We start from the raw sequence: 18,890 nt of genomic DNA, 5'->3' as shown, positions 1-18,890 counted from the left end.
CGCCTGTTTCTTTCTCGAGAAAGCCCCCGAACGTACTTGGCCGGAGCCGCCGATCGAAATCGTGCATGGGCTCGATTCGCCAAACGCGGCTGTCTAGTCGCAGCGACGCGAATGACAAGACCGCGTATGGGGCAGCACGCTATCGTGCTTTTCCGTTTATCGCAATTGCAGCATAATACGCGAAACGCCCGCCTCCGAAAATATCCGGAGCGGGCGCTTGGCAAGTGCCTCAACGCTTTTCGAAAAAAGCTGGCAGGAGTGCACGGACTCGAACCGTGGGCCCTCGGTTTTGGAGACCGATGCTCTACCAACTGAGCTACACTCCTGCGGGCGAAGGAGCCTCTAGAAGGAGAAGAAGAGGATTACAAGAGGGTTACAGGGCATGATGACAAGTTATTTCCCGCCCTTGCATTTTACGGGGCTGGGACCCCAGGTTACACGAGGATTCCCGGGATCTCGGGATGGGGGCAAAGCGCTCCGAACACGCGTTTTTCCGGTTGGCCCCGGATTTGGGATCGGCCTTTCAGATCAGGAATTCACGGCAGGACCATGCACGCGCCCCGCTCACCCTCGATGATCGAGCCGGAACTCCTCATGCTCGCCTACCGCAGCGGGATCTTTCCCATGGCGGACAGCCGGGACGACCCGGAGATCTTCTGGATAGAGCCGCGTCTCCGCGCGATCCTGCCGCTCGGTGGATTCCACTTGTCCCACTCGCTGGCGAGGACGCTGCGCCGGGAGCGGTTTTCCGTAACCTGCAATGCGGCCTTCTCCGAAGTCATGGAAGCCTGCGCCGCACCGCGCCAGGTCGCTGAAAAGGCCGGCGAGGACGGTGAGGACGAAAGCGGCAGCTGGATCAGCCACCGCATCCAGGCCAGCTACGAAAACCTGCACTTCCTGGGGCACGCCCACTCGGTGGAGGTATGGCAGCACGATGCGGACGATCGCCGCCAGTTGGTCGGGGGACTCTACGGCGTGGGATTCGACCGGGTGTTCTGCGGAGAAAGCATGTTCTCGCGCGCGACCGATTCGTCGAAAGTCGCGCTGGCCTATCTGGTCGCTTCGCTGCGCCGGGGCCGTGTCAGCCTGCTCGACTGCCAGTTCATGACGCCGCACCTGGCCTCGTTGGGTGCCGTGGAAATGCCGCAGAAGCGCTACCTGACGCTTCTCCAGGAAGCTCAGTCCTCAGGCGCGGCTTCGGGAATGGCCGCGGGCGCCGGCGCGGCGGACGATGTCGCACCGGGCGAAGGGGCCGCTGCAGACGAAGAGGCCGGGGCGCTGGCGCTGCCCGTGGCCTTTGCGGCGCTCCTGGCGGAAGGCGCCGAAGACGGCAGCGCTTCCTCGCCGGGGAAGTTCATCGCGCAGCTCTTGACCCAGACGTCGTAGACCGGGTGCTCGACGACGTTGAGCGCGGGCGAATTCTTGAACAGCCAGCCCGAGAAGACCTTGTGCCATCCCAGCTTCTCGGCCGCGCTGCGGCGCTCTTCAACGAAGGCCTGGACGAAGGCGCCCTCTTCCTGCGGCTGCTCCCAGGGAAGCGACTTCTCGCAAGTGGCGACCTTGACGACGAGGTTGCCGATCCGGCGTGCCTCGCCCGGCTTCATCACCAGGTCCTGCGTGAGGTTGTTGCGCTTGTTGAGCACGCCGAGCGTGACGACGCGGTCCTTGTTCGGCGTACCGATCTGCTGCCCCTTGGCAGCCTGCGCCGGCCCCGCCTGCATCCCGGCGATCGCATCGGGAACGCTGGTGTCCTGCACTTCAGGCGCCGGCTCCCCCTTGCCGCATCCTGCAAGGAGCGACAGGACGAGCGCCGGCGCAAAAGCAACGGTCCGGCCGAAAGGAGCCCGCATCACCGCAGCGCCCCTCAGGCTTCCGGAGACCAGGCCTCGTAATCGCCGGTGGCGGGGGCACGCTTGCCGCCCCGCTCCAGCGCGCCCTGCGGGCGATAGGCGGTTGCGGTGCCGGTGGCGTTGGGGGTGTAGTCCACTTCCCAGATGCGCGCGGGAGCCAGGTGGCTTTCCGGCACGCCGTCATAGGAGTGATGCAGCCAGCCGTGCCATTCGGACGGCACGTTGCTGGCGTCGTTGGCGCCCGCATAGATCACCCAGCGGCGCTCGTACCCTTCGGTAGTCCGCACTTTGTCGGACTTCGAACGGAAGTACTTGTTGCCCTGCGCGTCGGTGCCGACGTGCTCGCCATTGCGCGAGCTCCAGAGCGAGGTGCCAATGGTGGCGCCGTCCCACCAGGTGAAGATCTTGGACAGGATTCCCATGAGCCGCGCGTTAGCGCTGTTCGCAGCCGATGCCAAGGGCCTTGCCGTCAACTTAAGGCGCTTTCCACGAGACCTCGTCGCCCGGCGCGATCCCCAGCTGCGCCGCACGCCCCCCGTTCAGCTCGAGCACGGCGATCACCGGACCCGCGGAAGGCAGCGGCGTTTCGTCGTAAGGCCTGGCATTCGCGGCTATGTTGAGGATGCGGTGATCCGGCCCGATAAAGAGCAGGTCGAGCGGAATCACCGTGTTACGCATCCAGAAGGCAGCCGGAGCCGGTGCCTTGCGGGGGAAGATCATGCCCTCGTCCGCGCCCATTTCGGTGCGGAACATCAGCCCCTTGGCCTGCTCGGCCTCGCTGCGGGCCACTTCGACTTCGAAACCATGCGCCTTGCCCGAGGCGCGAACGACCAGGGGAATCACCGGCAGGCCTGAAACCGGATGGATCGCCGTCTTGGCCTGAACGGCGCCGGCAGCCTCGCCCGCGCTCCGGGAGCACCCCGTCGCTGACAGGACCACGCCGGAAACCAGCATGCAGGCGAACAAGGCAGGCAGTTGGCGGATCGGACGCACTCAATAGTCTCCCGTGTCGGATTCGGCCCATTGCTCCGCATCCTCGGCATCGGAGGCATCGACGATACGCCGGGCAATGTCGAGCCGGTGCCCTGCCCGCAGCATCGCCGCCAAATGCTTTTCGCGCAGCGGCCGGTCCGGCACCTCTGCGGCGAATGGACCGAAGCGCCGACGCCGCGCAAGCACCAGCGCCGCACGCCGCTCCGCCGCGGCATCGGGCCGCACTTCCGCGCGCAAGTCCTCGTCCAGCCCGGCATGGCCCAGCGCCTCGCCCACCCGGCGCGCGCCATAACCGCGTCGCAACAGGCTGCCGGCCTTCATCCGCGCCCAGACCGCGTCGTCGACATAGCCCTTCTCTACGAAGCGGCCGATCATCGCCTCCAGATCGGGCCGCCCTTCCCCATCCCAGCCCCGTTCGCGGAGCTTGCGCTGCAGATAATCGCGCAGCTTCCCTTGCGTCGTGGCGAAACGCGCGACATAGGCCAGCGCCAATTCTTCCAGGCGGGCCTCGGTCAGGGGTTGCGGATTGCGACGGTTCTCGGACATCTTGCCCTATTCGTGCCACAGTCGGCTCGGATTGGGGAGAGCGCACGGAACCACGTCGTGCGGAATTGCTATGTCCGGTTCAGGTAAGACCGGATAATAGCGCGGGGTTCCGGTGAGAATAAACGGTATAACAACAACGGGTTAGAACGAAATGAACGACACCATCAACGTGGTGCCGCGAGCGAGCGAAGCACTTGTCGCCACCCCGAACCAGGATGCGCTTGCCCGCCGCTTTGCCGATTTCGACACCTTCGGCGATGCGCTGGACTATGCGGCGCAGGGTCAGCGCGGCTTCAATTTCCACGATCCGCGCGGCACGCTGAAACAGGTCTATCCGTTCAGCGAACTGCGCACGGATTCGATCAAGGTGGCCCATGCGCTGATCGCGCGCGGCGTGAAGCCGAACGATCGCGTGGCCCTGATCGCGGAAACCGGTGCCGATTTCGCATCGCTTTTCTGCGGCGTGGTCTATGCGGGCGCCTGGCCCGTTCCCCTGCCGCTGCCCACCAGCTTCGGCGGCAAGGACAACTATATCGAGCAGCTCTCGGTCCAGCTTTCCAGCTCGGACCCGATGCTCCTGGTCGGTCCGGACGAAATCGCCGAAATGACCGCCAAGGCCGCCGAGCGCCAGGGCTGCGACCATGCCACCTGGGCCGACTTCGCGGCAAAGGACGCGCCGGTCGTGGCGCTTCCCAAGGCCAGCCCGGACGACATCTGCTATCTGCAGTACTCCAGCGGCTCGACCCGCTTCCCCCACGGCGTGGCGGTCACGCACCGTTCGCTCATGTCGAACCTGGCCGCGCATAGCCACGGCATGGAACTGGCCGAGGGCGACCGCTGCATTTCGTGGCTGCCCTGGTACCATGACATGGGCCTGGTCGGCTGCTTCCTCTCGCTGATCGCCAACCAGGTCTCGGGCGACTACCTCAAGACGGAAGATTTCGCCCGCCGCCCGCTGGCATGGCTGGACATGATCACCCGCAACGAAGGCACGTCGATCTCGTATTCGCCCACCTTCGGCTACGACATCTGCGCCCGCCGCATCTCCAGCCAGAGCCCGGTCTCCGATCGCTTCGACCTGTCGCGCTGGCGCCTCGCCGGCAACGGCGCGGACATGATCCGACCCGACGTGATGCAGAGCTTCGTGAACGCCTTTGCCGATGCGGGCTTCAAGGCATCGGCCTTCCTGCCCAGCTACGGCCTGGCCGAAGCGACCCTGGCCGTGACCATCATGCCGCCGGGCGAAGGCATCCGCGTGGAACTGGTCGAGGAAGAACGCCTTTCGGGCAGCCCGCGCGACCTCAGCCGCCCGGCCCGCTACCGCGCCATCGTCAACTGCGGCAAGCCCGTGCTCGACATGGAAGTCGTGATCCGCGGCGAAAACGGCGAAAGCCTCTCGGACCACCAGATCGGCAAGGTCTGGTGCCGCGGCACCAGCGTGATGCATTCCTACTTCCGCGACCCCGAAGCGACCGAGGCCTGCCTCGTCGACGGATGGCTGGACACCGGCGACATGGGCTACATGGCCGATGGCTATCTGTTCATCGTCGGCCGGGCGAAGGACATGATCATCATCAACGGCAAGAACCACTGGCCCCAGGACATAGAATGGGCCGTGGAGCAGCTGCCGGGCTTCAACCATGGCGACATCGCCGCTTTCTCGGTGGAAATGGACAATGGCGAAGAAGCGCCCGCCGTGCTGGTCCATTGCCGCGTTTCCGATCCGGTGAAGCGCGTTGAACTGCGCGACTTGATCCGCGACAAGGTGCGCTCGATCACCGGCATGAACTGCGTGGTGGAACTCGTTCCGCCCAAGAGCCTGCCCCGCACCAGTTCGGGCAAGCTCAGCCGCGCCAAGGCCAAGAAGCTCTACCTTTCGGGTGAAATCGAGCCCTTCAAGCTCGCCGCCTGAAGCCGGGGTTCAGCAATCGATCGAAGGGCCGGGAAGCGCATGCGCTTTTCCGGCCCTTCTCGTTTCAGTCCGTCATCTGCTCAGCGCCTGCCCCGGGATCCGCGCCTTTCCGTCAGCGCGTCGTCACTCGGTCGCCTGAGCCGATATCCTCTCGGTCTGCCTCCGCCCAATTCGGATAAGCCGGAAGCGTGACGAGCAACGACCCACCCAGCAGGCATCCCACGGTTCCCGCCCAAAGGAAGGGCTCATAGCCCCCGAAGCCGTCGTAGATCGCCCCTGCCACGAGCGGCCCCAGTCCCGAAGCCAGCGCCACGAGCGCCGACATCAGCCCATAGATCGCGCCGAAATGGCGCATTCCAGCATAACCGACGGTCAGATAGGCGCAGATCTGCATCTTGGTGCCTGCCGCGTAGCCGTTGACCAGCAAGGCGAAGACGATCGCCACGGTGGAATTCATCGCTACCGTCAGCAGGAAGAAAGTCACCGCGGTGACCCCCATCGTCAGCCCCCCGATCCAGTTGGGCCGGTAGCGGTCGAGCAGCGCCCCGGTCGCGAGCTTGCCGACGATGCCTGCCACGCCGGTCAATGAAGTAAGCCAGGCCGCGCTGCCTCGGCTGATGCCCGATTCGGTGAGGATCGGGAAAAGATGAATGCTGAGGCCGATCGTCAGCAGCATGATCACGAACGTCGAGATCGCCACTTGCCAGAGCGGCCGGCTGCGCAACGCTTCCTGCCGCGTAAGCCCGGGCAGATGCGCGCTCGACCGAGGGCCGGGCGCCTTGCCGCTGCGTGTCGCGCGGTCGTGTGCGTCATAGAGAAACAGGAAGCAAAGCAGCAGCGAAACGCCGCCCCAGCCCAGTCCGAACCAGACAAAGGCCCCTCGCCAGCCCACTTCCTCGATCAGGAAGTTGCCCAGGGGCGGAACGATCGCCTGCGCCAGGGCCGTGCCAGAAACCGTGCAACCAAGCGCAAGCCCCCGGCCGCGCGTGAACACTCCGGCAACGGCAGCGGTCCAGATCGTCGACTTGATCGTGGTGATGAGGAGCCCGAAGACCAGCCACAGGGCAATCCATTGCGCCTGCGACCCATTGGCCAATGCAAAGGCGCAAGTCGAACCCATGACGGCCACGATACCCGGCAGCGCCAACCGCCGCGAGCCGACCCGATCGATCAGAACCCCGTAGAACGGCGAAAGCACGGCACTGGTGAAAGTGGCAATTCCCGGCCCCGCCGAAAGCAACGACCGGCTCCATCCGAACTCGCGCGAGAGCGGCTCCATGAACAGGCCGGTCCCCGCAAGCAGCACGGAGAGGAAGGAAAACCCGATAGAGGCGGCCAGGACAAGGGTCCAGCCCGTCTTCCATTCCTGGGCCTGCGTCGGCTCTTTCGGCTCTTCCACGGCGTCTCTCCCTCGCCCTCCAGACTAGAGGGATCGGAAAAAACGCCAATCGCCAGGACGATAACCCTCGGCGTACCGAGTCAGATCTTGCGGTGCAGTTCCAGATAATCGCGCGGAATGCTCAGCGCTTCCTTGGCGACCTGGGTTTCGCGCAGGAACAGCAGCAGGGCCACCAGCAGGAGCACGATCGAGGCTAGGAAGATGATCGCCGCTGCACCGTGCATGTCCAGTCCCGCCAGCCCCTGAAGGAACAGCACGGCGACGGTCGTGCCGATGCACAGACCCGACAGCACCATGAAGCGGATGGCATTGGTGATGATCGAGATGCGCTTGTCTACCAGTCTGATCTCCAGCACGACCATGTCGTGTTCCGCGCCATCCGTCTGGTTATGGCGCTCCTGAAGATAGCGCGCACGGTCTACCACCCGGCCGAGCCGGGTGGACAGGATGTTCAGGATATTGCCTATGGCCACCAGCACGAAAACCGGCGTGAGGGCCAATTGAATGGTCTGGACGATCATGGCGTTGTCTGTCGTGAACACGCCTCAGCCTGCACAGGCCCTCGCCAGAAGGCAAACGCCGTCTTCCGGAAATTCCACAAGATCCAGCGACTTTGCCAGCGCGCAGCCACCCGGAGCGATGGAATCGCCGGCGACCGTGAACGTGCCCTCGCGCGGAATGACCAGCAGGGCTTCAGGATAGCGCGCGGCGATCTCGGCGGTCGGCCGTCCGTGGACCTGGTCGAGCAGGAACAGCGGGCCGTCCACCAGCACGGCACTCCCTTCGGCCGGAACGCGCTTGTGCCAGCGCGCCAGATCATAGACCTCGCCCTTGGCGACGGCCATGCCGTCATCCAGATGAAGTTCACGCGGCCGGCCATAGTCATAGAGCCGGTACGTAATGTCGCTGTTCTGCTGCACTTCGATCAGGCTGACGCCCACGCCGATGGCATGAACGGTATTGGCCGGGATGTAGAAGAAGTCTCCCGGCGCCACTTCGTGCCAGGTCATGAGTTCCTCGATCGAGCCGTCGAGAGAGGCCTCGCGCAGCTTGTCCGCGCCGATGGGGGCATCGAAGCCGATCCCCAGCGTTGCGCCGGCCTCTGCATCGACGATCAGCCAGCACTCTTCCTTGCCCTGCCGTCCCAGACCCTTTGCCTCAGTCTGCGCATCGGTGGGATGGACCTGCACGGAGAGTTTCTCGCTGGTGAAGATGTACTTCACCAGCAAGTCCGGCAGTCCGGCCGGGGGCTCGAACCAGATCTCTCCGATCCGCTCCCCCTCGGGCGCCTTGAACGGCGCCGGCAGCACATCCTTGCCCCAGGGCTTTTCAACCTGGCGGATCGGCAGTGCAGCAGTCATCGATAGTTCCTTACTGGTTCACGGCTCCGGAGAGCTTTCCGACCTTTTGCACACCGTCAACGGTCGTGACCAGCACATCGTTGCCGTCGATGACGACGATCACGTTTTCCAGCCCGATCACAGACACCCGCGGCCCGTCACTGTCGACCAGCACGTTGCGGCAATCGACCATCTCGACCGCGCCGCTGCCGCGTACGGAATTGCCGTGTTCGTCCCGCGCGAGCGCATCGTGCAGAGCCTGCCAGTTGCCGATGTCCGACCATTCCATGTCGGCCGGCACCAATGCGGCACGGCGGGTATTTTCCATGACCGCATAGTCCACCGAATCGCTTTCGACTTCGGCGAAAGTGGCGGCGTCCGGGTGGAAGCGGTGGCCGTCCTCCGCGCCCTTCTCGACCGCTTCGCGCACTTTCGCGGCGATCTGCGGACGATGCGCGGCAAGCTCGGCCATGAAGTCGCCCACGCGGAAAGCGAAGATGCCTCCATTCCAGGCGTAGTTTCCTTCCGCAAGGAATGCCCTGGCGCGCTCGATGTCCGGCTTCTCGACGAACTGGGCGGTGCGGAAGGCCATCTCATGACCTTCGATAGCCTCGCCGCGCTTGAGATAGCCGAAGCCCGTTTCCGGTGCCGTGGCTTCGATGCCGAAGGAGACCAACCAGCCTTCGATGGCCAGCAGCGCGGCAGCGCAGGCCGCTTTTACGAAGACCTCGGGGCGCCCGATGTGGTGGTCGCTGGGGCAAACCAGCATCACGGCATCATCCGGCAAGCGGCAGGCGGCCAGCGCGATGGCGGCCGCAGTATTGCGCGCTGCCGGCTCAACGATCACCGAAGCGCCTTCGACGCCGCGAAGCTGGGCCTCGACATGTTCGAGGTGCCGGGTCCCCGTGACCACGACCGGCGCCGAAAATCCACCGGCCGCAGGACAACGGGCAACGGTCGCCTCGAAAAGCGTGGAATCGCCCACCAGCGGCAGGAAAGGCTTTGGCATGGCAGCGCGGCTGCGCGGCCAGAGCCGGGTGCCACTGCCGCCGCAGAGAATGACGGGTACGATTTCGGGCATGAGGCTCGCAGTGTGAAAGGGGAGGGAATTTTCCGGCGCGCTATTAGCCGCACCTTCGACCAATGCAACAGGATCGATCCAGTCAGACTTCATCATTCACTCCTGCACGGGCGTATTCGGGCTTTGCCGCGAGCACGCCTTTTTGAACCGCGATCGATCGATCATGGCCCATGCCGAACGTTAGCGCGAAGCCCGGCGCTCGTCTTCGCATAACGAGACCAACTGGACCAACACTGCGCCGCATGGAAAGATCCCCCGTTATATTCGCTTACGGCGCGGTCTTGAGGAACCATCGCTGCCGCCATCCATAATCCGCCTCGACCGGATTGCCGCTGGCATCCTGCGCCGGTTTGAAGCGGAAACGCTCCGCCGCGAGCCGGCAGGTTATGCGATCGGCTTCGGCATCCGGGCTGGCCTGGACGACCCGGCACCCTTTCACCCGGCCATCCGTACCGACCCGAAGCGCGACGACAACTTGCGTCCCCAGGCGCAGGTCCCTGCTCTTGCGGGGATAGTCGCTGGCGGAATTGATGTCTCCGGCGATCTTCACCGGTTTGGTGGCAATTCCCCCGCCACCCCCGGTTCCAGCACCGCTTGCCCCGGAACCGGGGCCAGCCCCGGCGCCCGAACCTCCCGTGCCGGCGCCTTCCAGCCCGGCGCCCGAAGCGTTCTGCGTCCCTTGACCGGCCACCTGCGGCGCCTGGGTTGGCTTGAGGGTCACGGCCGCCTTGGGAGCCGCCACGGCACGAGGTTCTGCGCGCTTGGCGGGCGCCCCGGCCGCGCCCTCTTCCCGCACGGGCGAGACATGGGATTCCGGCGTCGCCGCCGGACTCGGGGGGGCCGGTGGCGGATCGAGGGGGACGTCGAACGTCCGGGTTAGCGACCCCATGATCGTCGTGGCCAATTGCGGCGTAAAAGCGCGGATCAGCACGAGGATCACCGCAATGTGGAGCGCCGCCACCAGCAGGATCGCCGCCAGCCGCGTTCGCCGCCCCGGCTCAAGATCGGCTCCGCTCATGCCGGTGGGATGCCACGGCGTTCAACGCCCTGACAACCCCGGCGAGCGTTTTGACAAGCCGGCGAAGATCGGGGCATTCTCCTTTGCGAACAACAATTCGCCCTGCCGACAACGCTGGGCGACGGGAGAGGAAACGACATGGGCTTCGAGGCAACGCAATGTCATCACGAGGGCACAGCGATGAACGGGCGCCTGGCGAGGGGCTTGGGCCTGCCCAATGGCGGCACTGTCCTGATGTTTCCGGGCGCCACGGGGCCCAGCCCGAGTTTCGATGCGGCCATGGAGGAACTGGCCGATGCGGGCTATCTCGTGGTTCACGCCAATGTCTATGGCGAGGAGGTGGACATGACCTCTTCGCAAACGGCAGGCCAGGGATTCGCGGCGCTCATGGCGGAACCGGCGCGGCTTCGCGGCCGGGTCCTGGCCTGGTTCGGACATGTGCGCGAGCTTGACGGTGTCGATCCACACCGCATGGCCGCGCTCGGATACTGCTTCGGTGGCAAGTGCGTTCTCGAACTCGCGCGCAGCGGGGCGGCCGTGCGGGCAGTGTCGAGTTTTCACGGGTTGCTGACCACCCATGCACCGGCGCAACCCGGGATCGTCAGTGCCCGCGTCGCGGTGTGGACGGGCGGCGACGATCCCTACGCGCCAAGGCCGGACGCGGACGCACTCCAGGCGGAAATGGATGCCGCGGGGGCCGACTACCAATTCACTCTCTTCGCAAAGGCGCGGCACGCCTTCATGGACCCCGACCACGACGGCTTCGCACCGGGCATCGTCTACGACCGGACGGCACACCGGATCGCCTGGGCAGGCACGCGGGCGCTCCTGTCGGAGACCATCGGCGGCCAGCCTGGTTAGCGCTGGAAGGTTCTACAGCCCCAACAGGGCATGGCTTTCGTGCCGTGCCACGGCCTTCCCGAGGCGATCGACGAACTCGACGATGATTGGCGGATCGACCCTTCGGGTGATGGACCAAAGATAGAAGCCATAGATCGCCGCTTCCCGGTACTGGAGCCAGGCCTCGTCCTCGTCAGGCATGGTCAGGCCATGTCCGCGCATCATCGCCAGATATTCGCGGAGCAATCGCCGTTCCTCGGCCTCGGCCGACGCGGGGGGCAGTACGGCATTGATGTGGTAGGCCACGTCCAGCGCCCAGCCGCCGCGCTGGAGCAATTGCCAGTCGATCAGCCCCATGCCCCCGTTCCAGCGAAACACGTTTCCCGCATGAGCATCGCCATGAACAAGGAACTGCGGCCGTGACGCATCGCGCGCGGCCAGCGCCTTCAACGCCGCAATCAGACGCGGGGCATCGCGCACCGAACGCGGAAGGCCGTCGCCGCGCGGCCCGTCCAAGAGTTCCTGCAGGGTCTCGGGCGTAACATAGCGCATTTCGGCCAGTTGCGAGAGACGTGGGCGGATCCAGGCGAACTCCGTCAACACCGCGCTGCGGGCGTGGAGATGCGCGATCTGGCCCAGGCTGGACAGCGCATCATCGGCCGAGAAGCTGTCCAGCGCGGAGCAGAACACCGCCCCCTGGACGATGAGATCGCGCATCACGGTCACCGCCTGCTGCCGCTCGCGATCAATCACGGTGGCGATGCAATCAGGCACGGTGCAATCGACGAACTGGGCCAGCCTGCCGTAGAAATCGGCCTCGAGCACGCAAGTCGGCCCGCCCCGCGCCGTCATCTCGTCCACATCGAGCAGGCCTTTGAGGCAATAGGCGCCCTGCCCGCCATCCTCGAATGTCACGACAAAGCGGACTTTGGTGGCAACGGTGCGGATCACTTCCACCGCCTCGGCACTGCGTACGGTCCGCCCCAGAACCTGGGTCAGCCACGCGGGCGCGAGCGCGGCCGCCAGCGTGGCCGGTACTTCGGCCGAGACCAGTCGGGGCGCTTCGCGTGTAAGAGCATCCAGCATGTCCTGTTCTCCCGATGCCGGTCGAGTCCGGCTTGTCCAATTCTCTATTTCGGTACATAATTCGCAATAGAGAATTTATCGCGCCTGCGAAGTCCGGTCCAGTCGAGTCTGGCAGGGCGCGATGTCGGGAGAGTTGCAACGATGGGCAGGCCGCTGGAAGGCATCAAGGTCGTGGAAGTGGCGATGTGGGCTTTCGTGCCGGCATGCGGCGGGATGCTCGCCGACCTGGGCGCGGAAGTTATCAAGATCGAGCCGCCGAGCGGTGATCCGCTGCGCGGCCTCAAGATCGTCTCTCTCGGTGGCGGGGAAAGCGCGTTCGATTACTCCTGGGAGAGCTACAATCGCGGCAAACGCTCGGTGACGCTCGATCTCAAGCAGGAGGCTGGGCGCGCCGTGCTCGACCGGCTGCTGGAGGGGGCCGACGTGTTCCTCACCAACTTGCTGCCCCCGGCGCGCCGGTCCATGCGAATCGATGGGGAGACGCTGCGCGCCGCTTTTCCCAACCTGATCTATGCCAGTGGCAGCGCGCTTGGCCCCAACGGACCGGAGAGCGACAAGGGCGGCTACGATGCCATCACGTTCTGGGCGCGCGGCGGCATTGCCTCCTCGCTCACGGGGGAGGATGCCGTGCAACCTGTCGGCCCGCCTGGACCGGCCTTCGGCGATACCCTGTCCGGCGCCATGCTGGCCGGTGGAGTCTGCGCCGCGATCGCCCGGCGCGCGCTTACGGGCGAAGCGGGCGAAGTGGACGTTTCGCTGCTGGGCGCAGCGCTGTGGTCGCAGCAGCGGTCGATCTGCCAAGCCACCGCAGATGGCTTGCGCAAGTTCGCCCGGCCCGATCCGGCGCGGCCGCACAATGTGCTCGTCGCCAATTATCGCACGAGCGATGGGCGCTTCGTGGCGCTCTGCATGCTGCAGGCGGATCGCTACTGGGCGCGGTTCTGCGACGTGGCAGGCCGACCGGACCTGGCCGAAGACCCGCGCTTTGCCAACAGCGCGGCCAGACGCGAGAATCTGACGGACTGCCTTGCCGCCATGACCGCCCTCTTCGCTTCCAGACCGCTGGCGGAATGGAAGGAGATCCTCGCCCGGCAGGACGGCCAGTGGGACGTGGTGCAGGACGTGGGCGAAATCGCTGACGATCTGCAGGTCCAGGCAAACGGCTATCTCAAGCAGGTTCCCGCGGGCGATGGCAGGAGCCTGCCGATGGTCTCCGTGCCCATCCTGTTCGAAAGGGCGCCGCTGCCCTCCGCCCGCTCGCCCGAACTGGGCGCTGACAGCGACGCCGTCCTGGCCGGCCTCGGCTACGGCGAGGACGAGATCATCGACCTCAAGGTCCAGGGCGTGGTGTTCTGAGCGTGGCACCAAAGCTCCCCCGCATCGAACCGGATACCGCCTTTTTCTGGACTTCGGGTGCCGACGGCAGACTGCGCATTCAGCACTGCGCCGATTGCGGGCAGTGGCAGCACCCGCCTCTGCCCCGCTGCGCCTCCTGCGGCAGCGAGGCGGTCTCACCGGAGCCGGTCTCAGGCAGAGGACGCATCGCCAGCTATACCGTCAACCGTGAGGCCTGGCTGCCCGATATGGCCGTTCCCTTCGTCTTCGCCGCGGTCGAACTGGCCGAACAGGCGGGGCTCTACGTCTTCACCAACCTCAAGGCCCCGATCGAGGAGGCACGGCGCGGGCTTCCGGTGACAGTCGCTTTCGAGCAGCAGGACGATGTCTGGCTGCCGATGTTCCGGCCGGAGGCGTCGTGATCCCGCTTCCCGAGAAAAGCGTCTGCATAACCGGCGCGGCCCAATCCGAAGTCGCGCGGCCATCGCCGCGCAGCGCCTTGCAACTCACCGCCGATGCCTGCCTTGCCGCCATTGCCGACGCCGGGCTGTCCGTTGCGGAGATCGACGGGATCGCCACTTATCCGGGCAAGTCCGCGGAAGGCGGCGGGATTGCCCCGGTCAGCCCCTCGGAAGCCGCCGAAGTTCTGGGCATCACGCCGCGCTGGATCCTCGCCTCCTCCGAAGGCTTCAGCCACATGGCGCCGATCTTCAACGCCGTGACCGCAATCGCCTGCGGCCTGGCGCGCCATGTCGTGGTGTTTCGCACCGTCGCCCAGGCCAGCGCCCGGCGGCAGGCCCGCGCCTCCACGCTTCTGTCCGGCGGCAGGGACCGCGTGGAGGGCAACAATGCCTGGACCGTCCCATTCGGCGCCGTTTCGCCCGTCAACACTTTCGCGCTCTATGCCCAGGCCTATTTCGACCGTTATGGCGCCAACGAAGCGCAGCTTGGCGCCATCGCCGTAACCAGCCGCGCCCATGCGGCGCTCAATCCCGCCGCCATCTACCGCGAGCCGATCACGCTGGACGATTACCTCGCCTCCCGCGTTGTTTCTTCGCCGCTCCGGCTTTACGACTGCGATGCCCATGTCGACGGCGCTACCGCGCTGGTGCTCTCGCACCGCGATGCCGCCGCCGACTTGCGCAATCCGCCTCTCCATATCGAGGCCATGGGCATGGCGGTCGGGGGCCTGTGGACCGGACGACACGAAGGCGACTTCACCAGCCTGCCCGCCGCCCATCGCGCCGGCGAAATGCTGTGGTCCCGCACCGACCTGACGCCGGACCGGATCGACTGCGCGCAGATCTACGACGGTTTCTCGATCTTCGTCTGGCTCTGGCTGGAGGCGCTGGGGCTGGTGCCAAGCGGAGAGGCCTGCCGGTTCACCGAAGGCGGTTCGCGGATCGGACTGGGCGGAGAACTGCCGCTCAACACCGGAGGCGGCCAGCTCTCCGCCGGGCGACTCCATGGCTATGGCCATATCCATGAAGCCTGCGTGCAACTCTGGCAGCGCGGCGGCGAACGGCAGGTAGCCGGTGCCCGCAACGCGATCGTTTCCAACGGGGGCTACGGATACGGCGCGATGCTCCTGCGACGGGACTGACGGGGCTGGCGATACTTGACTCTTAAGTTCGTTATATCGATACTTCATTCACAATAACGAATTCATGAGAGGAGTTGGGAGATGAGCGAGGCTGATCCAGCCATCGGCGCCAAGGCCGTGACCCATTGGCCTTACGGCCCGATCTTCGACGCCGATGCCCACATCGATCCGCCGCATGACATGTGGAAGGACTACCTGCCCGCGCACCTCAAGGACCGCGCACCGTTCATCGAGCACGGCGAGGACGGAGACTACATCTGCTTCGAGGGCAATCGCCGGCCTTTCATGATGATCAACAACCAGGCCGGGCGCGAGGGGCAGAACTTCAAGATGAAGGGCCGCCTTGCCGACCAGCGCAAGGTCTGGGATCCGGCCACGCGGCTTGCCGACATGGATGCCGATGGCATGGATGCCGCGCTGCTGTTCGGCGGCGGCCCGCTCGGCTCGTTCGACAACGAACTCTACATCGCCAGCTACGAAGCCTACCAGAACTGGGTGCTGGACTTCTGCTCCGCCGCGCCGGAGCGCCTCTTCCCCGTGGGCTACGTGCCGATGCGTGACGTGGACGAGACGGTGGAACATGTCCGCCGCCTGGCGGGCAAGGGCTTCCGGGCGATCAACCTTCCCGCCTTCCCGCAGAACCCCGATGCCTGGAACACCAGTTCGGGCGTTGCGGCGCTGAAATCCGGGCAGGTCTCCGCGCTAACCGGCGACCCCAGGGGGAGCCTGCAATATTACCAGCCGGAGTTCGACCGCCTCTGGGCCGCGCTCTGCGACCATGACCTTGTTGCCACGTTCCACCTCGGCGCGCGCGTTCCCCGCTTCGGGGAGAAGCGGTTCTTCCTGCCCGACATGCCGATGAGCAAGCTGGCCATGGCCGAGCCGATCGGCATCCTCATCTACAACGGCGTTTTCGACCGCTTCCCCGCGCTGCGGGTAGGATCGATGGAAAGCGGTGTGGGCTGGTTCGCATGGTATGCCGAATACAACGACCGGACCTGGGAAAAGCAACGTTTCTGGACCGAATCGCCCCTGAAGAACCCGCCAAGCTGGTACATGGATCGAAACCTGTTCGGCTCGTTCATCCAGGACCGGGCAGGCATTCTCAACCGCGACCTGCCGGGCGGACGCAACATCATGTGGTCCTCGGACTATCCCCATTCCGAAACCACCTTCCCCCGCTCGCGCGAGGTGATCCTGCGCGACTTCGAAGGTGTCCCGGAAGCGGATGTGCGGGCCATCGTCCATGACAACTGCCGCCGGATGCTGGCGCTTTCCTGAACGCTGGCGCGCCGACTACCCGCGGTTCCCTCCTGCCGCTCGAACGGTCATAAGCGGCTTCGGCCGCTCTTGGCCGGACGACGAGGAGCAGCCATGGAAATTCGGCCTTACCGCGATGAGGACTTCTCCGGTGTGAAAGCCCTGTGGGAAGAGGCCTTCCCTCACGATCCGCCTGCGAACCGGGCGGAAATCGCCATTCCCGCAAAACTTGCCGTGCAAGGCGAACTGCTGTTCGTGGCCTGTGACGGTGAGAGCGTAACCGGCACCGTCATGGCCGGTTACGACGGGCATCGGGGATGGCTCTACTCGGTCGCGGTGCGCGGTGACAGCCGGCGCAGCGGCCTTGGCACCCGGCTTGTCCGCCATGCCGAGCAAGCCTTGCTGGCGATGAATTGCGCGAAGATAAACCTTCAGGTCAGGTCGACGAACGCGGCCGTAGTGGCCTTCTACGAGGCTCTAGGCTACGCGGTGGAGGACCGCATCAGTCTGGGCAAGCGGATCTGACCCTGCCGACGCGCGGCGCCCCGAAGACGGGCGCCGGACACCTTACGCGGCATGCACTTTCAGCCGCCGCGCCATGGCTGCCTCATCCATGATCCGGGTGCCGCGCAAATGGCCGAGGCGGATACCGGTGCAGGTCATCTTGAACCTGGCGAAATCCTCGTACCATTCGAGATCGGCCGCCGACTTGCCAGTAAGCTCCTCCCAGAGCGCGACGGTTTCCTCACGGCTGCCCATGCCATCCAGCGGCGCGCCGTAAGTCGAGCCGGGACCATGCATGGTGTCGGCAATGACGCAGAACCAGGCCAAATCGTGAAGCGCGCCGCCCAGCGACGGCTGCTCCCAGTCCATGACGGCCACCACATCGAAGTTCGCGTCGAACATCATGTTGCCGATCCGCGCATCGCCCCAGACCAGGCCTTCGGGCCGGTTGGCCGGCCACAACGATCGCAGCCGGTCCAGCGCCTCGGTGAGCACTGGAAGCGGCTCGACTTCCTGCAGCCAGCGGGCGAAGCGCAAGTATTTGTTCCATTCCTGCTCCAGCCCCCGCTCGCCCGCAGGTCCTGCCAGGAAATCCAGCCCCGCCAGCGGCACCCGCTGAACGGCAGCGAGCTGCTCCACGGCATTGCGCCAGAGCACGCGGCGCTGCTCCGGCGCCGCATCCCGAAGCCAACCCTCGCGCGCGTAAGGGGGGATCGAAACCGGCACTTGCCCGGACTTGCGCTCCATCACGAAGAAGGGTCTGCCAAGCAGCGCCGCGTCTTCCTCGAACCAGAGCGGCCGGGCGACGCGCACGCTTTCGCCGCGCGCCAGTGCGTCCATCACCCGGTACTGCTGCACGAAAAGGTCATCGGGAAAGACCGTGAAGCCGCCCGGCTTGATCCGGACGACGCAGCCCTGCTCCCGCGCCCGGCCCAGCTCGATCCAGCGTGCATCGAACAGGATCGTCTCGTGGCTTTGCCCCGCGCCCCGCGGATAGGCGAGATTGTGGACTTCGACCTCGCTCGCATCGGGCAACTTGCCGGCAAGCCATTCCGCCAGGAGGGTTCCCAGTTCCGCAAGGTCACGGGTTTCCGGCGCGACGATCACGTCCGACATCCAGCACTCTCCCCAATCGCTAAATTCTAAATAGCGAATTTATTTTCGCTAAAATTGATAGAGCGACAGGGGGAGAGGGTCAAGCGCCTGAACGGCCCTGCCTCGATGATACCGCCGGGACGGAAGCTCAGCTTTCTTCGGGTTGACCGATCAGGAACCGGGAAATGCGCGCGCAGGCATCGGCAAGCGCCTCACCTGCCCGGCGCGCCTCGGCCCCGGTCATGGAGCCATTGAAACCGGCCAGGACAAGCGAGATCGAGACGCGGTCGCGAGCGTCGTAGATCGGGGCCATGATCGCCATGAGCGGGTAAGCGCGCTCGTCTTCCAGTTCCGTCTGCGGCACGACCGGCGGATCCTCTAGCCCCGAAGTCGAGATCTCTGCAGTGCGTGAACTGTCGGCGCGGCGGATCAGCGCAATGAAGCCGTGCTCGCGAACGAAGGCCATGCCGCCATGAAGCTGTTCCAGTTGCTCGGCCGAGGGCGACGGATTGATGCGGACTTGCGCCGCATCGGCCTCGCGCGGGTTGCGGGCGAAGAACGAAGTCGCCTGCACCCAGCGCAGCGGCATGCGCGTGCCCAGCGGGACCGGATAGCCGACATGGCTGGCCGAGGCGGCCCGTTCGCGCAAGTGGATCGTGTCGCCTTCCAGGAAGTAGGCGCCGCAGACCACGTCGAAATCGTCCGCCAGCTTGCGCATCTCCGGCTGCGCAACCTGGAGCGGCGAGAAGTGCTCCGCCGCCGTGCGCCCGATCGCCGCGAGCGCCGGGCCGAGCACGTAAGTCTTGTCGCTGGTGCGGTAGAGGTAGCCCACGTCGACCAGCCCGGTCAGCAGGGCATGGCAGGTGGCCCGGCTCAGCTTCAATGCGCGCACCAGGTCGGTCAGGGCGAAGGACTGGCGCGGGTGATCGGCGATGAAATTGAGGATGGCGGCCATGCGGGCGACGCCGGGAGAGGAACGCGACATGGGCACTTTCGCTATTTCGAATTGCCTGTCGGGTTATTGGGCG

19 protein-coding genes, 1 tRNA gene and 1 pseudogene are annotated in these 18,890 nt (G+C 65.5%); 8 read left to right on the top strand and 13 right to left on the bottom strand.

All coding sequences use genetic code 11. The features are described 5' to 3' along the window. Positions 1-250: 250 nt before the first annotated feature. Positions 251-326: transfer RNA gene (locus ACZ1J6_RS08835), tRNA-Trp, on the bottom strand. Positions 327-549: 223 nt separating this feature from the next. On the opposite strand from ACZ1J6_RS08835, the gene aat reads away from it, so the two are divergent. Then, a complete protein-coding gene (gene aat / locus ACZ1J6_RS08830) occupies positions 550-1,386 on the top strand; it encodes a leucyl/phenylalanyl-tRNA--protein transferase (protein ID WP_431568760.1) in 837 nt (278 codons plus the stop codon). A 35-nt stretch (positions 1,387-1,421) separates the two neighbouring features. On the opposite strand, the pseudogene ACZ1J6_RS08825 reads toward aat, so the two are convergent. The 4 genes and pseudogenes from ACZ1J6_RS08825 to ACZ1J6_RS08810 all read right to left on the bottom strand — a co-directional run. Further along, a pseudogene (locus ACZ1J6_RS08825) lies at positions 1,422-1,604 on the bottom strand (DUF2155 domain-containing protein); the annotation flags it as partial. A 260-nt stretch (positions 1,605-1,864) separates the two neighbouring features. Continuing rightward, positions 1,865-2,272 (bottom strand): NADH:ubiquinone oxidoreductase subunit NDUFA12, encoded by a 408-nt coding sequence (locus ACZ1J6_RS08820; RefSeq protein ID WP_132261988.1) that lies wholly within the window; start codon positions 2,270-2,272, stop codon positions 1,865-1,867. 52 nt (positions 2,273-2,324) lie between these two features. Continuing rightward, positions 2,325-2,804, bottom strand: a complete 480-nt coding sequence (locus ACZ1J6_RS08815) for a DUF192 domain-containing protein (RefSeq protein ID WP_314464251.1) — start codon at positions 2,802-2,804, stop codon at positions 2,325-2,327. Positions 2,805-2,843: 39 nt separating this feature from the next. Beyond that, on the bottom strand, positions 2,844-3,389 hold the full coding sequence (locus tag ACZ1J6_RS08810) for a regulatory protein RecX (protein ID WP_132261986.1): 546 nt from the start codon (positions 3,387-3,389) through the stop codon (positions 2,844-2,846). Between the two features lie 151 nt (positions 3,390-3,540). Here ACZ1J6_RS08810 and ACZ1J6_RS08805 point away from each other — a divergent pair, with 151 nt between their 5' ends. Continuing rightward, positions 3,541-5,301 (top strand): fatty acyl-AMP ligase, encoded by a 1,761-nt coding sequence (locus ACZ1J6_RS08805; RefSeq protein ID WP_431568759.1) that lies wholly within the window; start codon positions 3,541-3,543, stop codon positions 5,299-5,301. Between the two features lie 112 nt (positions 5,302-5,413). Here the strand turns inward: ACZ1J6_RS08805 and ACZ1J6_RS08800 are convergent, their stop codons facing one another. The 5 genes from ACZ1J6_RS08800 to ACZ1J6_RS08780 form a co-directional block, all read right to left on the bottom strand. Further along, positions 5,414-6,700, bottom strand: coding sequence for an MFS transporter (locus tag ACZ1J6_RS08800; protein ID WP_431568758.1), 1,287 nt, complete (start codon positions 6,698-6,700; stop codon positions 5,414-5,416). 80 nt (positions 6,701-6,780) lie between these two features. After that, positions 6,781-7,242 carry a DUF2721 domain-containing protein gene (locus tag ACZ1J6_RS08795; RefSeq protein ID WP_243654022.1) on the bottom strand — a complete coding sequence of 154 codons (462 nt, stop codon included), beginning with the start codon at positions 7,240-7,242 and terminating at the stop codon, positions 6,781-6,783. A 3-nt stretch (positions 7,243-7,245) separates the two neighbouring features. Next, positions 7,246-8,061 (bottom strand): class I mannose-6-phosphate isomerase, encoded by an 816-nt coding sequence (locus ACZ1J6_RS08790; protein WP_431568757.1) that lies wholly within the window; start codon positions 8,059-8,061, stop codon positions 7,246-7,248. 10 nt (positions 8,062-8,071) lie between these two features. Next, complete coding sequence (locus ACZ1J6_RS08785; protein ID WP_431568756.1) at positions 8,072-9,121, bottom strand: mannose-1-phosphate guanylyltransferase; 1,050 nt, start codon at positions 9,119-9,121, stop codon at positions 8,072-8,074. A 268-nt stretch (positions 9,122-9,389) separates the two neighbouring features. Further along, the gene (locus ACZ1J6_RS08780; protein WP_431568755.1) at positions 9,390-10,139 is read right to left on the bottom strand and encodes a TonB family protein; all 750 of its coding nucleotides are present in this window, start codon (positions 10,137-10,139) and stop codon (positions 9,390-9,392) included. Positions 10,140-10,319: 180 nt separating this feature from the next. On the opposite strand from ACZ1J6_RS08780, the gene ACZ1J6_RS08775 reads away from it, so the two are divergent. Further along, entirely contained in the window at positions 10,320-11,000 is a 681-nt protein-coding gene (locus ACZ1J6_RS08775) for a dienelactone hydrolase family protein (RefSeq protein WP_465128053.1), read from the top strand. A gap of 12 nt (positions 11,001-11,012) precedes the next feature. On the opposite strand, the gene ACZ1J6_RS08770 is transcribed toward ACZ1J6_RS08775, so the two are convergent. Further along, positions 11,013-12,065, bottom strand: coding sequence for a phosphotransferase (locus ACZ1J6_RS08770; protein ID WP_431568753.1), 1,053 nt, complete (start codon positions 12,063-12,065; stop codon positions 11,013-11,015). A 141-nt stretch (positions 12,066-12,206) separates the two neighbouring features. Here ACZ1J6_RS08770 and ACZ1J6_RS08765 point away from each other — a divergent pair, with 141 nt between their 5' ends. The 5 genes from ACZ1J6_RS08765 to ACZ1J6_RS08745 all read left to right on the top strand — a co-directional run bounded on the left by ACZ1J6_RS08765 (position 12,207) and on the right by ACZ1J6_RS08745 (position 16,788). Continuing rightward, the gene (locus ACZ1J6_RS08765) at positions 12,207-13,421 is read left to right on the top strand and encodes a CaiB/BaiF CoA transferase family protein (RefSeq protein WP_431568752.1); all 1,215 of its coding nucleotides are present in this window, start codon (positions 12,207-12,209) and stop codon (positions 13,419-13,421) included. A gap of 2 nt (positions 13,422-13,423) precedes the next feature. Further along, positions 13,424-13,822 (top strand): Zn-ribbon domain-containing OB-fold protein, encoded by a 399-nt coding sequence (locus tag ACZ1J6_RS08760; RefSeq protein ID WP_314463561.1) that lies wholly within the window; start codon positions 13,424-13,426, stop codon positions 13,820-13,822. Beyond that, positions 13,819-15,003, top strand: coding sequence for a thiolase family protein (locus tag ACZ1J6_RS08755; RefSeq protein WP_431568751.1), 1,185 nt, complete (start codon positions 13,819-13,821; stop codon positions 15,001-15,003). Before ACZ1J6_RS08760 ends, ACZ1J6_RS08755 begins: the two co-directional genes overlap by 4 nt. A gap of 81 nt (positions 15,004-15,084) precedes the next feature. After that, positions 15,085-16,284 (top strand): amidohydrolase family protein, encoded by a 1,200-nt coding sequence (locus ACZ1J6_RS08750; RefSeq protein WP_431568750.1) that lies wholly within the window; start codon positions 15,085-15,087, stop codon positions 16,282-16,284. Positions 16,285-16,377: 93 nt separating this feature from the next. Continuing rightward, the gene (locus ACZ1J6_RS08745; RefSeq protein ID WP_431568749.1) at positions 16,378-16,788 is read left to right on the top strand and encodes a GNAT family acetyltransferase; all 411 of its coding nucleotides are present in this window, start codon (positions 16,378-16,380) and stop codon (positions 16,786-16,788) included. Positions 16,789-16,830: 42 nt separating this feature from the next. Here the strand turns inward: ACZ1J6_RS08745 and ACZ1J6_RS08740 are convergent, their stop codons facing one another. Both ACZ1J6_RS08740 and ACZ1J6_RS08735 read right to left on the bottom strand, forming a co-directional pair. Next, the gene (locus ACZ1J6_RS08740) at positions 16,831-17,883 is read right to left on the bottom strand and encodes a phosphotransferase family protein (RefSeq protein WP_431568748.1); all 1,053 of its coding nucleotides are present in this window, start codon (positions 17,881-17,883) and stop codon (positions 16,831-16,833) included. A 127-nt stretch (positions 17,884-18,010) separates the two neighbouring features. Beyond that, on the bottom strand, positions 18,011-18,847 hold the full coding sequence (locus ACZ1J6_RS08735; protein WP_314463572.1) for an IclR family transcriptional regulator: 837 nt from the start codon (positions 18,845-18,847) through the stop codon (positions 18,011-18,013). Between the last annotated feature and the right edge of the window lie 43 nt (positions 18,848-18,890).

Source organism: Novosphingobium sp. BL-S-21 (genome assembly GCF_055521655.1).
This window is presented reverse-complemented; position numbering and strand designations above follow the sequence as displayed.

Excerpts from the sequence above, each read along its gene's own strand:
- aat (WP_431568760.1), top strand. The coding sequence starts at position 550 with ATGCACGCGCCCCGCTCACCCTCGATGATCGAGCCGGAACTCCTCATG.
- ACZ1J6_RS08820 (WP_132261988.1), bottom strand. The coding sequence starts at position 2,272 with ATGGGAATCCTGTCCAAGATCTTCACCTGGTGGGACGGCGCCACCATT.
- ACZ1J6_RS08815 (WP_314464251.1), bottom strand. The coding sequence starts at position 2,804 with ATGCTGGTTTCCGGCGTGGTCCTGTCAGCGACGGGGTGCTCCCGGAGC.
- ACZ1J6_RS08810 (WP_132261986.1), bottom strand. The coding sequence starts at position 3,389 with ATGTCCGAGAACCGTCGCAATCCGCAACCCCTGACCGAGGCCCGCCTG.
- ACZ1J6_RS08805 (WP_431568759.1), top strand. The coding sequence starts at position 3,541 with ATGAACGACACCATCAACGTGGTGCCGCGAGCGAGCGAAGCACTTGTC.
- ACZ1J6_RS08790 (WP_431568757.1), bottom strand. The coding sequence starts at position 8,061 with ATGACTGCTGCACTGCCGATCCGCCAGGTTGAAAAGCCCTGGGGCAAG.
- ACZ1J6_RS08785 (WP_431568756.1), bottom strand. The coding sequence starts at position 9,121 with ATGCCCGAAATCGTACCCGTCATTCTCTGCGGCGGCAGTGGCACCCGG.
- ACZ1J6_RS08780 (WP_431568755.1), bottom strand. The coding sequence starts at position 10,139 with ATGAGCGGAGCCGATCTTGAGCCGGGGCGGCGAACGCGGCTGGCGGCG.
- ACZ1J6_RS08775 (WP_465128053.1), top strand. The coding sequence starts at position 10,320 with ATGAACGGGCGCCTGGCGAGGGGCTTGGGCCTGCCCAATGGCGGCACT.
- ACZ1J6_RS08770 (WP_431568753.1), bottom strand. The coding sequence starts at position 12,065 with ATGCTGGATGCTCTTACACGCGAAGCGCCCCGACTGGTCTCGGCCGAA.
- ACZ1J6_RS08765 (WP_431568752.1), top strand. The coding sequence starts at position 12,207 with ATGGGCAGGCCGCTGGAAGGCATCAAGGTCGTGGAAGTGGCGATGTGG.
- ACZ1J6_RS08750 (WP_431568750.1), top strand. The coding sequence starts at position 15,085 with ATGAGCGAGGCTGATCCAGCCATCGGCGCCAAGGCCGTGACCCATTGG.
- ACZ1J6_RS08745 (WP_431568749.1), top strand. The coding sequence starts at position 16,378 with ATGGAAATTCGGCCTTACCGCGATGAGGACTTCTCCGGTGTGAAAGCC.
- ACZ1J6_RS08740 (WP_431568748.1), bottom strand. The coding sequence starts at position 17,883 with ATGTCGGACGTGATCGTCGCGCCGGAAACCCGTGACCTTGCGGAACTG.
- ACZ1J6_RS08735 (WP_314463572.1), bottom strand. The coding sequence starts at position 18,847 with ATGTCGCGTTCCTCTCCCGGCGTCGCCCGCATGGCCGCCATCCTCAAT.